Annotated in this window: 14 protein-coding genes; 11 read left to right on the top strand and 3 right to left on the bottom strand. The window is 52.2% G+C overall.

Features of this window, described 5'->3' with window-relative positions; all coding sequences use genetic code 11:
* Positions 1-107 precede the first annotated feature (107 nt).
* Positions 108-1,007: an SMP-30/gluconolactonase/LRE family protein gene (locus ACQ0MK_RS11200; protein ID WP_430472655.1), complete on the top strand. Its 900-nt coding sequence runs from the start codon at positions 108-110 to the stop codon at positions 1,005-1,007.
* A gap of 112 nt (positions 1,008-1,119) precedes the next feature.
* Here the strand turns inward: ACQ0MK_RS11200 and ACQ0MK_RS11195 are convergent, their stop codons facing one another.
* Complete coding sequence (locus ACQ0MK_RS11195; protein ID WP_430472654.1) at positions 1,120-1,884, bottom strand: 2-keto-4-pentenoate hydratase; 765 nt, start codon at positions 1,882-1,884, stop codon at positions 1,120-1,122.
* Between the two features lie 280 nt (positions 1,885-2,164).
* On the opposite strand from ACQ0MK_RS11195, the gene kdgD reads away from it, so the two are divergent.
* From kdgD to ACQ0MK_RS11145, 10 genes are all read left to right on the top strand, one after another.
* Positions 2,165-3,091 (top strand): 5-dehydro-4-deoxyglucarate dehydratase, encoded by a 927-nt coding sequence (kdgD, locus tag ACQ0MK_RS11190; protein ID WP_350041811.1) that lies wholly within the window; start codon positions 2,165-2,167, stop codon positions 3,089-3,091.
* 231 nt (positions 3,092-3,322) lie between these two features.
* Complete coding sequence (locus tag ACQ0MK_RS11185; protein WP_430472653.1) at positions 3,323-4,315, top strand: TRAP transporter substrate-binding protein; 993 nt, start codon at positions 3,323-3,325, stop codon at positions 4,313-4,315.
* A 95-nt stretch (positions 4,316-4,410) separates the two neighbouring features.
* Complete coding sequence (locus ACQ0MK_RS11180; RefSeq protein ID WP_430472652.1) at positions 4,411-4,956, top strand: TRAP transporter small permease; 546 nt, start codon at positions 4,411-4,413, stop codon at positions 4,954-4,956.
* On the top strand, positions 4,957-6,246 hold the full coding sequence (locus ACQ0MK_RS11175) for a TRAP transporter large permease (protein ID WP_430472651.1): 1,290 nt from the start codon (positions 4,957-4,959) through the stop codon (positions 6,244-6,246). It begins immediately after the preceding gene.
* Between the two features lie 34 nt (positions 6,247-6,280).
* Positions 6,281-7,075 carry an NAD-dependent epimerase/dehydratase family protein gene (locus ACQ0MK_RS11170; protein WP_430472650.1) on the top strand — a complete coding sequence of 265 codons (795 nt, stop codon included), beginning with the start codon at positions 6,281-6,283 and terminating at the stop codon, positions 7,073-7,075.
* 139 nt (positions 7,076-7,214) lie between these two features.
* Complete coding sequence (locus ACQ0MK_RS11165) at positions 7,215-7,739, top strand: RNA polymerase sigma factor (protein WP_430472649.1); 525 nt, start codon at positions 7,215-7,217, stop codon at positions 7,737-7,739.
* A gap of 99 nt (positions 7,740-7,838) precedes the next feature.
* Positions 7,839-8,930, top strand: a complete 1,092-nt coding sequence (locus tag ACQ0MK_RS11160; protein ID WP_430472648.1) for a FecR family protein — start codon at positions 7,839-7,841, stop codon at positions 8,928-8,930.
* An 86-nt stretch (positions 8,931-9,016) separates the two neighbouring features.
* Complete coding sequence (locus tag ACQ0MK_RS11155) at positions 9,017-11,443, top strand: TonB-dependent receptor (protein ID WP_430472647.1); 2,427 nt, start codon at positions 9,017-9,019, stop codon at positions 11,441-11,443.
* Positions 11,444-11,508: 65 nt separating this feature from the next.
* The gene (locus ACQ0MK_RS11150; protein WP_430472646.1) at positions 11,509-11,934 is read left to right on the top strand and encodes a hypothetical protein; all 426 of its coding nucleotides are present in this window, start codon (positions 11,509-11,511) and stop codon (positions 11,932-11,934) included.
* Between the two features lie 88 nt (positions 11,935-12,022).
* Entirely contained in the window at positions 12,023-12,424 is a 402-nt protein-coding gene (locus ACQ0MK_RS11145; RefSeq protein ID WP_350160245.1) for a GFA family protein, read from the top strand.
* 58 nt (positions 12,425-12,482) lie between these two features.
* Here ACQ0MK_RS11145 and fhuB read toward each other — a convergent pair whose 3' ends face one another.
* Positions 12,483-14,480, bottom strand: coding sequence for a Fe(3+)-hydroxamate ABC transporter permease FhuB (gene fhuB / locus ACQ0MK_RS11140; RefSeq protein ID WP_430472645.1), 1,998 nt, complete (start codon positions 14,478-14,480; stop codon positions 12,483-12,485).
* Positions 14,477-15,412: an ABC transporter substrate-binding protein gene (locus ACQ0MK_RS11135; RefSeq protein ID WP_430472644.1), complete on the bottom strand. Its 936-nt coding sequence runs from the start codon at positions 15,410-15,412 to the stop codon at positions 14,477-14,479. Before ACQ0MK_RS11135 ends, fhuB begins: the two co-directional genes overlap by 4 nt.
* Position 15,413 lies beyond the last annotated feature (1 nt).

Below are 15,413 nucleotides of genomic sequence, written 5' to 3'. Positions count from 1 at the left end.
ATATCATTCCTGTAAAGAAAAATGGCTAATTTTATTGACAAGTGGGGCCGGTGAACGGCAAACCGTTGGATAGAAAAATTGATCATATGACTTTAAGGGGTGTTGCAATGTCGGGGACGAACGGGGCTTTTTACCAGCCGGAAATTCTCAGTGATGAGACATTTACACTGGCGGAATGCCCGAATTGGGATGCGCAGAATGACCGGCTTTACTGGACCGATATTCTGAACGGGCAGCTTCATGCACTTGATGTCAAAACCGGCGTGCGCAAAGTCTGGAAGTTTGAAAGCGAGCTTGGTTGTTTTGGCCTGACCGATGCGGGCCGCATCATCGTTGCCCTGCGCAAGGACATTGTTTATCTCGACCCGAAAACGGACGAACGCACCGCGCTTGCCACGATTGAAGACGGCATTCACAGCCGCACCAACGATGGCAAGATCGGACCTGATGGCGCGTTCTGGGTCGGCACCATGGATGACAATGCCGATAAGCAGGCAATTGCATCGCTTTATCGCATCACGGCTGATGGCAAGATCGAGCAAAAGGCCACCGGGTTTAAGATATCGAATGGCATCGCATGGTCGCCAGATGGCGCGATGATGTATCATTCAGACTCACGCGGGCCGTGGGTTAATCGCTGGGACTTTGATGTTCAAACTGGCGATATTTCCAACTGCACGCGCTATCTTGATCTTGATGACACGCTGGGCCGCCCGGATGGTGCTGCGGTTGATATGGAAGGGTGTTATTGGTCAGCGGGTGTGTCGGCAGGCAACCTGAACCGTTTTGCCCCGGATGGCACATTGATCACATCCATCCCGATGCCGATGCCCAATCCGACCATGCCGTGTTTTGGCGGGCCGGATATGAAAACGCTGTATGTCACCAGCCATCAGGAAAATTACAGCCCAGAAAAGCGCGCCGAGTTTCCGCATGCGGGTAAGCTTGTATCCCTGCGCGCCGAAGTGCCGGGTGTGCCGGTTTCGCGCTTCCGCGAAGCTGGGTGATATCACCGCGAAATTTAGCGGACTTGCCCAAAATAAAAGCCATGCAGGAAACTGCATGGCTTTTACCATATGGGGTGCTGGTTTGGCGGGGCGGGATCAGTTTTTAGATTCTTCAGACTTTGCTGATTTCCGCCGTGACCGTGCCCAACCCGTCAAAGATGGCTTCGATCTTGCCATGCGGGCTGATGGTCGGAAGTGCGCAGGCGCCGGTTGTAATCACATCGCCCGCCTTTAAGCTTTTGCCGCGCTTGCCAAGATATCCGACCAGATGTTCAAGGCCGCCGAAAATTTCAGGCCATGCATCGGGATCATCATTGGTGGCAAGGATTTCGCCGTCGCTTTTGGTGGTGACAGTGCCGCCAATGAAACCAAGATCGCGCCAGTTTTCAATTTCCTGCCCCAGCACGAAATAACCGGTGGAATTCAGATCGGCGAGTGTTTGAACAGGGTTCTGTTTTACGTCATAGCGTCGATCTGCGATTTCGATGGCCAGATGGATGCTTTCGATATGATCAAGGATATCGCTTGATGTTGCATCGGCGGCCGGGGTGCTTTTCATCACGACGGCAATTTCGGCTTCGATATTGGGGTAATGCAGATCCGCTGTGGTCAGCTTGGCGCCATCGCCAAGAATACGGCCATCAAGCAACGGCCCGATCAAGGGGCCATCTGCTCCAATCTTTTCCTGAGCAGCCCGTGTCGCCACGGCCAGTTTCCATCCCGCCTGCTTGGCGCCGGTCAGCGCAAGCGTCGCGCGTTGAATGTCATAGGCCTGCTCAAAGCTTGTTGGTGCAATATCTTCCGGCAGGGGATCAATCAGCGTGTGATTGAGAAAGGCATCGGCAAGGATGCGGCTGGCGGCGTTAATGTCGGTCATTCCCGGTCTTCTCGATTGTGGGATTAAAGGGGTGATAGGGCGACCCTAACGGGCTTAAAGGCGGAAGTCATCATATCAATTGATCCGATTCGCCCGAATATCGCCCATATTCAAGTCATCATACCAAAGTTCAATCTTGTCATCAGGTCAATAAAACCCTTGTGTTGCGCAGTTTTCTGCGCCCTTGAGTCTGTTTGGGTAATATGTTTGACAAAGTGATATGATGAATTTATAAAATCATCATAGTTATTTTGACGTATCTAGATTTGAAGGACGCTTGATGCATTATCTTGAGATGAAAAAGGCCATTGGTGCCGGGTTGCTGTCATTCCCGGTGACGCCTTTTGATGCCCAGGGCGGGCTTGATCTGAACGCTTTCCGCGCGCATGTCGGTTGGCTTGCACAGTTCCCTGCAACGGCGTTGTTTGCTGCAGGCGGGACGGGCGAATTTTTCTCGTTGACCCCGGCTGAGGTCGTTGCCACCGTGCGTGCTGCCAAGGAAGTTGCCGGTGATACACCGATCATTGCCGGTTGTGGTTATGGCACGGCAATGGCGGTTGAACTGGCCAAAGAATGCGAAGCCGCCGGTGCCGATGGTCTTTTGCTGTTGCCGCAATATCTTGTCGGTGCCGAACAGGAAGGTCTGTTTGCCCGGGTCAAGGCCGTATGCGATGCGGTCAAGATCGGCGTGATTGTTTACAATCGCGACAATTCGATCATCACCGCCGAAACGCTGTCGAAATTGTGTGACGTTTGCCCCAACCTTGTCGGGTTCAAGGATGGTCACGGCAATATCGAAATGGTGACCAAGGTCTGCACCGTGATGGGCGACCGCCTGTCTTATATCGGTGGCATGCCGACGGCAGAAGTCTTTGCCAAGGCCTATAAGGCTGCTGGCGTGACAACCTATTCATCGGCGATTTTCAACTTCCTGCCGCAGCAGGCGCTTGATTTTTATGACGCGCTGACGCGTGACGATGATGCAGTGATGAACCGGGTTCTGACCGAATTCTTCTATCCGTATCTTGATATCCGTAATCGCGGCAAAGGATACGCCGTTGCCATCGTCAAGGCGGGGATGCGGGTTATCGGACGCGATACCGGTCCGGTGCGCAGTCCGCTGATCGATCTTACGGATCACGAGCACGACATGTTGGCCGAGGTCATCCGCAATGCCTATGGCGATGGTGCATTGCGTGTGGCTTAGTCCATCACGATATCGGACCTGCCTTTTATCCCGGCAGGTGGTTCTGCCGGGATGGCTATTTGCGACGCCATAATAACAATCGGTGCGCAATGACTATTAGACTAGTTGTTAATCCACCTTAGAATTGTAAGTACAACTAACAACCTGTAAGGTTGAATAACAACAACAAGTCCCGATTAGGGAAAATAAGGCTTTAACGCAGTAGACACATCAGTCTCGGGAGGACTCTAAATGAACAATTTTCTTAAAACCACGACCCTGACGATTGCCGCAGCGGCCGTTTCGGTCGCACTGGCATCTGGCGCGCAAGCAAATGAATGGCGTGGCTGGAACATTCATCCGCCAGAATATCCGGTTTCGACCGGCATGGAAGAATTCGCCAAGATCATCAATGAAAAATCCGGTGGCGATCTGGAAGCCAAGGTTTACCATGGCGGTGTTTTGGGCGATCAGCCTGATGCGATCCAGCAGGTTCGTCTTGGTGGTCTGGACTGGGCGGTTTTCAACCTTGGCCCGCTTGGTGAAGTTGCACCCGAAGCAAACGTTGTTTCGCTGCCCTTCATTTTCAAAAACGTCGATGCCATGCACAAAGTTATGGACGGTCCTGCCGGTCAGCAGATTGCAGACGGCCTGATCAAAGCAGGGCTTCAGCCGCTTGGTTGGTATGATTCTGGTGCACGTTCTTTCTATAACACCAAGCACCCGGTCAACACCCCTGCCGACCTTAAAGGCATGAAAATCCGTGTGATGAACAACGATCTGTATGTGCAGATGGTTGCTGCCTTGGGCGGTAATGCTTCGCCACTTCCGTACAGTTCTGTTTACCAGTCGCTGCAAACCGGTGTTATTGACGGTGCTGAAAATAACTACCCGTCCTATGACAGCTCGGGCCACTTCGAAGCCGCAAAATACTATTCTGTTACGCAGCACCTGATTTTGCCAGAATGCCTTTGCATGAACAAAAACCTGTATGACAGCCTGTCTGACGATGAAAAGAAAATCGTCCACGAAGCTGCTGATGCATCGGTGACCGTACAGCGCGCTGCTTGGGCAGAACGTGCAGAACAGTCGAAGGCAAAAGTCATCGCTGCTGGTATTGAAGTGAACGAGATTGCCGACAAGCAGGCATTCCAGGATGCAATGCAGCCGGTTTATGACGGCTTTGCAAAAAGCAACCCTGAACTGGCCGATCTGGTCAAAGCCATCCAGGATGCGCAGAAATAAGACATAAGGTATTGAAGGGTAGCGATATAATCGTCGCCCTTCTTTCTTTCTAGGCTTATTCTATTTCCGGTTATTATCATTCTGGCGGCAGATAGATGTTTTTGAGTTTCACCAATTTGTTAGACCGCCTTGGTGGCGGCATTGCCGGCTTTCTAACGTTGATTGGCGGCGTCTCGCTAGTGGCACTGATTCCGTGCTTCGCATGGTTGGTTTTTGGTCGTTATGTTCTAAATGAAACCCCCACCTGGGTTGAACAGGTGTCTCTGATACTGATCGTCTTGGTTACGTTCCCGGTTGCTGCTGCAGGCATGCGCGACAACAGCCACCTTTCCGTATCGTTTTTCCGTGACGCCCTGCCGCCAAAAGTTGCTGCTGTGATTGCAGTCGCCACCTATGCCGTGATGACGTGGTTTGGTTATTGGATGATGATTGGCGCGATAGATCTTGTGCAGTTTAACTGGTCCAAGGTCATGCCGATCATTCACGTTTCGGATGGTTGGCGGTGGATGCCAATGGCCTTTTGCGGGGCTGGAATCATGTTTTATAGCGTTGTGAATATTCTTAAAATTATCACACGCTGGAAGGTCATTTCCAACGCCAGTTATTATCACGATGATTTGCTTAATAAGGACGAAAAATAGATGGGCATGACCATTCTTCTGGGCGTGTTTGCGATAGGTATTATTGTTGGAATGCCTGTTGCCATCGCACTTGGTGTCGCCGCCCTAGGGGCTTTTTTCTTTGAGGGGCTGCCGACCCTGATCGCTTTCCAGCGTATCGGATCTGGCGTTAGTACTTTTTCCCTGTTGGCCATTCCGTTCTTTATCTTTGCCGGCGAATTGATGCTCCATGGCGGGATCGCATCCCGATTGGTGCAATTTGCAACTGCATTGGTGAGTAGCCGCCGTGGTGGACTTGGCATTGTGAACGTGTTTTCATCAATGCTGTTTGGCGGCATTTCCGGATCGGCTGTGGCCGATACATCTGCCCTTGGATCGATCCTTATTCCGGTGATGAAAAAGGAAGGCTACCGTGCGGATTATGCTGTAAACGTGACGGTAACCTCCTCTGTTGCCGGGATCATGATCCCGCCCAGCCATAACATGATCTTGTATGCTGTGGCTGCTGGTGGGGGGATTTCGATTTCCAAGCTGTTCATGGCGGGCGTTGTGCCGGGCATGATGATGTGTTTGTTGCTCGGTGTTGCGGCCTGGCTTGTTGCCATCCGGCACGGCTACCCTGCTGAGCCGTTCCCCGGTTGGGGTGTTGTTTGGCGAACGGCTGTGCGCGCAATTCCGGGTTTCTTTACCGCCGTGATCATTGTTGGCGGGGTTCTAAGTGGTGTGTTTACCGTCACTGAATCCGGTGCAATCGGTGTTGCTTATGCGCTGATTATTACCGGTTTTGTATATCGCGAACTCAGTTGGGACGGTTTCATTGCTGCGGTAAAACAATCAGCCAAGACTACGGCCCTTGTAATGCTGCTTGTCGGTTGTGCTTCAGCCTATGGATACATGCTGGCCTTTTATCGGGTGCCGGATGCTTTGGCCGGGGCGATTACAACGATCACAGACAATCCGATCATGGTCCTGTTGTTGATCAATGTTATGTTACTGATTGCGGGCATGATTATGGATATGGCGGCCTTGATCCTAATCTGTACGCCGATCTTCCTGCCACTTGCAGTACAGTTTGGCATGGATCCGATTCAGTTTGGCATGGTGTTGATGATGAATTTGGGCCTTGGCCTGTGTACGCCGCCGGTGGGGTCCTGCCTGTTTGTTGGCTGTGCGATAGGCGGGGTGAAAATCGAACAGGCGGTGCGATCAATCTGGCCATTTTATCTGGCGATAGTGACAGCACTTCTGCTGACAACTTATATTCCCGCTATTTCAATGACCTTGCCCAACCTTGTGTTTGGCAGCAATTGATCGCGGTAAAAGACGCATATCAAAGAGGATAAAGATGAAACGTTTGCTGATTACCGGTGCTGCCGGGAACCTTGGAAAAATCTGCCGCGAAGGCCTTAAAGGCTATGCCGATGTCATTCGTCTGTCGGATATTTCGCCGATGAACCCGGCCGGGCCGAACGAGGAAGTCGTCCCGTGTGATTTGTCTGATCGTGCAGCGGTGATTGAACTGACCAAGGATGTTGATGGCATCATCCATCTTGGCGGCATTTCCATCGAAGCGGCATTTGACGATTTGCTACAGGCCAATCTTGCCGGAACCTATAACATTTATGAAGCCGCCCGCCAGAACGGTGTCGGCCGGATCATGTTTGCCAGTTCCAACCATGCGATTGGTTTCCACGAACGTACCACCAGACTTGATGACACATCCGCACAGCGTCCTGATAGCTTGTATGGCGTGACCAAATGTTATGGCGAAGCAATGGCAAGCTATTATTACGACAAGTTCGATGTTGAAACCGTTTCGGTGCGCATCGGGTCATGCTTTGAAAAGCCGCTTGATCGTCGGATGTTGTCAACCTGGATGAGCCCGGGCGATTTTGTGTCGTTGATGAAGGCGATCTTTACCGCCCCGCAAACCGGTCATTTGGTGATGTATGGTGTTTCGGACAACACAGCAAAGTGGTGGAGCAACGATCACGCCGAGTTCCTTGGCTGGAAACCAAAAGACAGTTCGGAACAGTTCCGTGCTGAAATTGAAGCCGCCTTTGCCCCGGAAGACCGCCACGAGAAGGCGACGATCTATCAGGGTGGTGGTTTTGCTGCCCGAGGGCATTTTGAAGACTGATTTACCGAGAAATCCGGTTCGGCAAAAGGTCCGCTTAATGCGGGCCTTTTGTTTTTTGGATTGACGATATTGTCTCATCAATTATAACCACACTGAAAATGATAATAGTTATCATTATTGCTAATGCCGGTGTGTGCGTATGACGGTCCGGGACCGTTTGTGGGACGGAATTTATCAACAATATTACGCGCGTCTTCTGCGTCAGGTTCAGAAATATCTGCCGACACGCGAAGAAAGCCAAGACGTCTTGCAGGACCTTTACCTGCAATTACGTCGCCGTGACCTTGATCCCAAAGACGTTGAAAATCCACCAGCCTATTTGATGCGCATGGCGACCAATCTGGCGATTGATGTTCTGCGCCGGAATAAACGCAATCCTTTGGAGTTTACAGATCCCGCCGATATTGCCGAGATGAAGGGCGCAAATGATCATTGCGCGACACCTGAACAAATCAGTTCTGACCGACAGCGTCTTGATATCATCGCAGCCGCGATCAAAGATTTGCCGCCGCGCTGTTGCGAAGCGTTTTTGTTATGTAAGCGTGATCACCTTACCCCGGCAGAAGCTGCGCAAAAGCTTGGCGTCAGTCGTAATATGGTGGAAAAACATTTGCGAACTGCGTTAAAGCATTGCCGCGAGGTGTTGGCGCGACATGAAAACTAGGTTGATCTTAAACATCCTCTTTGGCGTGCGCTGAACGTCATATAAACGGGTGCAAGCCCATCGCTCGACCATTATCAAAGGCCGGACCGCAAAATTGCCATGACAGAGTTTCGTTATCCTATTGATTGCACATGCGACGAAGACATTGCTGATTTCTGGGCAATTCGGCTGGACAATGATGGCCTTGGCCAGAATGAACAGATTGCTTTTGATCAATGGCAGGCAACATCCCCGAACAATGTGGTACTTCTGAGCCGTGCGCGCCAAACCTGGCACAGTATGGAAATTGTCGTGGCAGATAGCCGGGCGCAGGTACCTGATGTAAACCCTGAATCAACGGCATCAAATGTCGGTTCGAATGAGCCGCGCCGTCCGCTGACCGATACCGACCTTGCGGGAATTCGCGATGATCTTGAACGTCTTGGTGCCCTTGGTGGCGGGCCGAGGCAGTTCCCAGGAATGCGGCCGAAAAACCGTCGGTTCAGACCAATGCTGGCCTTGGCGACCTGTATGCTGATTGTCGGGTTGTTTGTTCTTGGTGCTGTGCGTCCTGATCCTGATCTGGTGGCGGAAAATTCGATCAGCGCCATATCGAAAATCCATGATTTGGCCGATGGGTCACACATCTGGATGGAGCCGGGTACGCGGGTAAATATCGACTATTCACCAGAATTCCGCGATATCGCGGTTTTGCAAGGCGGTATTTATATCAAGGTTGCCAAGGATGCCGTGCGCCCGTTACGCGTGCGCGTTGGCGATCTGACCGTACAGGCGGTGGGAACGGAATTTGCTGCCTCTAATTGGGCGGGTCATCCACGGGTCGAAGTCCGCGAAGGTGTGGTTGATCTTGCTAGCCGTGATGTTCGTCTGGCACGACTTAGTGCCGGGCAGGCGGCATGGCAGGGGACACAGGGTGATATGCGCTATGGTGCGTATAACATTGATCGACTGGCGGCATGGCGGAATGGTCGCTGGATTGCACAGGATATGCCGCTTGAAGAATTGCTGGCGAAAATCGCCCCATTGATGAACGGTGAAAGCTACGTTCTTGATCCGCTGATGGATGACATCTATGTCACCGGCAGTTTCGATCTTGCCAAACCACAAAGTGCGGTTGCTGCATTGCTGGCGGCCTATGGCCTTACAAAGCAGTCATTTCCCGGTGGTTTCGAAATTATTTCAAAAAAATAGCAAAAAAGACATCCTCAAAACCTGACCCCATACGTCATGAGGGTAATAGTGAGTTGCATTATTATTTGTGATCTTGGGGTTAAATCGTGAACAATACGAAAATGACAAAGGCACGTCTGCTGGGGACCAGTACGCTGGTTGCGGCCGTGTTAGGTGTTTCATTCGGCGCTTCAATGGCATCGGCAAATGCGCAGTCAGGCGCAACCGATGCACAAGTGCTCAACCTAGATGCCGGGAATTTACGCGCGTCTTTGGATCAAGTGGCCGCACAGTTTGGTCTGCAACTGATCGTGCAGGGTGATCTTTCCGGGCTTCAGGGACAATCGGTTTCTGGGGAACTTGACGCGACGCAGGCATTCTCGGTTTTGCTGGCCGGAAGCGGTCATAACTTTGAATTCATTACCGAAGACAGTGTCCGCGTCTTTCCTGTCGCTGCACACGGAAGCGAAAATTCGGTCACGTTGCCAAACGTGGTTGTCAGTGCCACCCGTTCGCGTCGATCAATCTCGTCGATGTCGCCGACGGTCGTGGTCATTGGCCGCGAACAGATCGAAGCCCAACTTGCCAAAACCAGTGATGTTACCAACGTCATTCGTAATTCTGTGCCGGGCTTCATGTTTGATGATCAAAGCCTGATTGGCAGCACGGAAACCTTCCGTGGCCGTGATGTGCAGGTTCTTGTCGACGGGATTTCGCGCAATACGCCCCTTCGAAATTCAAGCCGTATTCTATCCATGATCGATGTTGCCCAGATCGAAAGCATCGAAGTCATTCCCGGATCGAATGCCATGAACGGCGATGGTGCAACCGGGGCCACGATTAATATCATCACCAAAACCGGCGAAGCTGGAACCAACACGTTCTCCGTCGATGGTCATGTCAAAGCCTTCACCGATGATGTCGGCGACAGCCTGGCACCGTCGCTGACCCTTGCGGGAAGTGGTGGCATTGGCGCGGTTGATTACGCCGCAAGCGTCACCGGGGCGAAATCAAACAACTTCTACGACGGGTATGGAAATCAGGTGCCCTCGGATGCGATGTTGGGTCAAGGTGGGTTCGATAATGCCGAAGATCTGAATGTTTTTGGCAAAGCTGGTCTTACCCTTGCTGACGGACATCGTTTGTTTCTATCTACCGAAGTCGTGCGATTTCGTCAGAATATCGAATATTATCCGGATCTGAGCACCGATCCGATTTCGGTCAATTATGATGCGCCCTATAACGCGCAGCCCATCGAAGATGAAAGCCAGTATTTCACTGCCGGGTATGAGTATGATTTCGGCAAGCTGGGCGTTGGCGATCTGAAGCTGTTTTACAATGACAGTTACAAACAGGCTGCCCGTGCCGAATATCATTCGACTTATAATTTTGCACTGGTGGCGTTGGCCGATAGCCCATCCACCGAAGACCCGTTGGGGCAGTCGGTGATTGATACGTTAAAAACCGGGGTGAAGCTTTCGACCGATACGCCGCTTGATATGGTTTATGACGGCATGAGCTTAAGCTGGGGCGGGGATCTGACGTTCGATGATGTCAAATACCGCACAATCAGCGGCCGTGATATCGGCGCACCGATGGAACAGGATGGCAAAGCCGTCTTTGCACAAGTTTCCGCACCCGTGACCCAATATCTCGATCTTTCAGGTGGTGTGCGCTATGAAAAATATGACCTGACCGTCAGCGATTTCACCCGCCCGAACTATATGCGCTATGTCGGTGGTGTCGGGCAGACCTATTTCGGAACCGCGGCCTTTACCGGCGGGGATGCGTCCTATAGTGCTGTGACCTATAATGCATCGGCTGTTGTACATTGGACCGATAAAATTGATACCTCGCTGAGTTACAGCGAAGGTTTTTCTGTGCCCGATGTCGGGGCCTATACCCGGCGGGCCGGTTTGACGGGCATTCCGCTTAATTTCGCAGATATCGATGTCGAGGCCTCCAAGGTTAAAACCTATGAGCTTGCCGCACGGTATGCCGGGACTGATTTCCGAACCACGGGTGCGGTCTATATGAGCACCAATGAACGTGGTGACAATTTCGATACTGCGACCAGTGAGCTTAGTCAGGAAAAAGAACGCATTCTTGGGGCAGAACTGACGGCTGAATACGACATCAGCGAAGATACCTTTGTCGGTGCCTTGGCGTCCTATGTTGAAGGGCGTTATGATACCAACGAAGACGGTGATCTTGATAGCTGGCTTCCCAATAACCGTATTCCATCACCCTTCCGCTTTACCGGATATGTCGACAGTTATGTCTGGGATGATCTGAACATGCGTTTTGACGGAACCTATACGGCACCACGCAGCAAGATCGATGATGCTAAAATTGACTCCAGCCTCGTCTTTAACCTCTCGGCCCATTATCCGGTACTGGGCGGGACGGCGCGACTGGGTGTCGAAAACATTTTTGATGCCAGCTATGAAAATCCGGCGGCAAGTGCGCTGCGCGGCTATTCGGTGGCCGGGCATGGTCGAACGATCATGATGGGCTTCCGGCGCGAATTTTAAATCCTATTCCATTTGAATTCAGGCCCGGCGGGAAATCCGCCGGGCCATTGGCATTAAGGGAACAGATGTTCAGATCAAGCACCCATGGAACCGATATCGTTCTGTTTGAAATGATCGATGCGCAAAGCCCCGCTGATGGGGCTGCCTATATCAGGGCGCTTGATGATTTTGCAAAACGCAGCGAACCGGCCGTTCTGATCATGCTGGTCAAAGGCATGACGGGGCAGGATCACGAAACCCGCAAACAGGCCGCTGCATGGTTTAAGCAAAACCGCGACCGTCTGGCGGTATTTGCCAAGGGTGTGATCCGTGTCGAACAAGATCACCATCACGGTGATGGCCATATGCATGATCATGCCGAAGATGTTGAAAACAGCAACTTCGCCCGCATGCTGCCATTTCCAATGAAACATGCGCCAACACTGGATAGCGCAATCGAGATGGCAAAGAATTGGCCGCCTGAATTGGGTGGGCGAAACCAAGAAGCGTGATGGACGAGCATCAGGGGGATTCTTGCTGGCAGGTGCTGAATGTTCATGTTATGTTCTATTTCTTTGAAGCATAAAATCGGGATGTGAAATGATAAAGGGAAGTTGTCTGTGTGGGAATGTCAGGTTCGAGATTTCCGGTGAACCGTCATCGCTGAGTTACTGTCACTGCTCACGCTGTCGTAAGGCTGCGGGGGTGTTTTCTGCGGTGGTGATTGGCAAGGTCGATGATTTTCATCTGCTGTCAGGTAAAGAGTCGATTGGCCTCTACAAAGGGCCGGATGGAAAGTTTGAACGCAGCTTTTGTAAGGAATGCGGGACATCTTTGGGCGATATGTCGTCGGAGAAAATCTATGTGGTTGCGGCATCCGCACTGGATGATGATCCGAAAGTTCGCCCGTCGGTTCATATCCATACCGCATCGAAACCCGATTGGTATGAAATCAAAGACGATTTGATCAAGTTTGACGGTGATTACATCCCGTCAAACTGATGCAGGCTTACGGACCCGGCAACACAGGCGTCAGGGGAGACCGCGACGCCTGTGTTCGTTATCGTTTGCGCGCTGCCAGAAGCAGGAAATAACTGGTGCCGATCATTGCGGCTATCAATCCGGTTGGCAGTTGGGCAGGGTATAAAAGGTTCCTTGCCAGCCATTCGGCGACCATCATGACATTGACCCCGATTAAAACCGATCCCAGCAAATGCCCGCCCGCAAGGCGGTATCCCGCCACACGTGCCAGATGCGGGGCCATCAGGCCGACAAAGCTGAGCGGTCCGACAAGAAGCGTTGCCGCCGCGGCCAGAATGGCGGCCAGCAACATCATGGCAAACTGGAATGTCGTGATGCCAAGGCCAAGCGATACCGATTGATCCGTGCCAAGGGACGCCAGTTCAAGCGGCCGGCGCAGGGCAATCGCGATGATCAGCAATATACCGGTGACACCTGCGACAATCATGACCTCGTCCATATTGGTGAAATAGGTCGTACCGGCCAACCACGACATCAGCATTGATGTCTGTGTACCGCTGCGGGTCAAGACGATCCGGACAATCGCACCCAGAATGGCGGTTAGCGCCAGACCGTTGAGCAGCATGTAATGCGGTGCATGGGTGAATTTACGGCACAGTGCCAACAGAACAATCAGCGAAATGCTGCCGCCAGCAGCCCCAATGATCATAAGATCAGCGCGCTGGGCAAACCCAAACATGGTCAGCGCAAGAATGATTGCAAGAGCGGTGGCCGAACTGACCCCGGTGATTTCGGGGCTGGCCAGCGGGTTGCGGCCAACACGCTGGATCAAGGTGCCCGATACAGCCAATGCCGCCCCGCAAATCATTGCGGCAAAGGTGCGTTCAGCCCGGCCGGTGATGATGTCAAAGCTGCTATCGCTCCAATTAACCGTCCAGCCCAGAACGGCAAATCCAGTGCCATCAAGCGATACATACAGCGAGAACACCAAACCGATCGCTAGAAGGGCGGTCAAAAGAACACTAAGTCCGGTCTTCGATGTGATTTCCTGATCGCTGTGCTGATCTTCGCTTTGGCTTCCGGGCATGATCTTGGCTTTGCGCAGGATCAAGATGATAAACGGCGCACCAAAAAGGGCGGTCGCCGCCCCGGTTGGCAAAATGTCGCCACCAAGCCCGTTAAACTGGCGGACGATGAAATCAATCACCAAAAGCGTGAACCCACCGGTCAAAACCGAATAGATCATAAGGTCGCGTGACCGGGTTAACCCGGCAATACGCAAGGCAGCAGGAACAGCCAGCCCGATAAAGCCAATCATGCCTGCTGCTGAAATAACCGATGCGGTAATGAAAACCGCAAAGCCAAGGATCAACAGGCGAAGAACCGTAACTTTTGCACCAAGTGAACTTGCTGTGTCATCGCCAAGCGCCAAAAGATCAAGCGGACGCGACAACAATAAAACAGCCGCCATGCCGATCACGATGCGGGGCAAAACAAACTGGGTTGCTTCCCAGCCATTCTGGGCCAGATCACCAGCCCCCCACATAAAGATCGACTGCAGATATTGTTCGTTAAACAGCAAAAGTATCTGCGTGCCTGACTGCAAAAGCAGATTGATAATCATGCCAGCCAAGATCAGCCAAAGCGTCGCATTGCCCCGCTTTGCCGCAATCAGATAAACCGCACCCAGTGCAATCATCCCCCCGGCAAGGGCGAATGCTTCTTGAAACAGAGCAAGCGATGCCGGTGCAACCAGAACGAAAATGGTTAAGGCAAATTCAACACCGGCCCCAACGCCAAGGGTTGTCGGCGATGCCAATGGATTGCGCAAAACCGTCTGGATTTCCGCCCCGGCCAGCGCAAGACCGGCCCCACACAGAAACGCCATCGCAAGGCGGGGCAGGGTGCTGTAATGAAACAGGATTTGATCAAAATCGGTTTCATCGGGTGTAAACATCACCTGACCGGCCAACCCATTTTGCAGGAACGGCCAGAAATCAATGACAAGAACACCAATCGAGAGCACGCCAAGTGCTGCCAAAAGAAGGGTGGGAGTCCGATGGGAAGTCTTGATCATTGATGGGGGCCGTTTTCAAGGCTTTCGGTCAGAAGTTCGGCAAACCGAAGGGCAGAAGGCACCCCGCCATAGGCCCAGACCACGGGCAATTCATAGACCCGTTTGTTGCGCACAAAATCCATCACGTTCCACATCGGTGAGTTCCATATTTTTTTAAGAACCACCTCAGGAACAGGGTTGGTATAGACCAGCGTTTCCTTGGCAAATGGCGCGATGATGTCAAACCCGCCGCGCGCAAAACCCCATTTGTTGACCTCACCCCTATAAGCAAGCGGCACATTCATCGCGGTAAGAACCGAACCGGGCATGGATGTTTTGCCATAAATGCCGACATTGCTTTCATCAAAGAAGTAAACAACGTTTACTTTCTGGTCGGGGCCAATTACGGCGTGGATACGTTCGCCATATTCGACAAGTTTCTGATCAACATGTTTCAGATACGTCTCGGCTTGGGCTTCGCGGCCGGTTGCCTTGGCGACTTTTGCCAAAGTTTCGCGCGCGGTTTCAAAGGCCGGGCGTTTTTCATCAAACAGTTTCAGTTCAAGAACCGGGGCGATTTCGACAAGCTTGCCATAAGCCATGCCGATATCGGGGATGGTAATGATCAGATCGGGTTTTGCTGCGCGCAGGGCTTCAAGATTGGGCGATGACCGTTGCCCGAGATCGATAAAATCGGCAGGCAAGTCGGGTTTGGAAACCCAGTCGACATAGTCACCTGCATCGGCAAGGGCGACCGGATCAAGACCAAGGGTAATCAGGGTTTCGGTAAAGGCCCAGTTGATGGTGGCAACGCGCTTTGCCGGGGCATTCAGGGTCAATGTCCCGCGTTCATGTTCAATGCTGATCGGATCGGCCATGGCATTCGTTGTGCCAAAACCCAGAAGGGCAGCAATCACGGTAAGAGCGCAAAGGAATATGCGAAATGGCATCATG

This window comes from Thalassospira lucentensis (genome assembly GCF_050516545.1).
Classification (GTDB): domain Bacteria; phylum Pseudomonadota; class Alphaproteobacteria; order Rhodospirillales; family Thalassospiraceae; genus Thalassospira; species Thalassospira lucentensis_C.
This window is presented reverse-complemented; position numbering and strand designations above follow the sequence as displayed.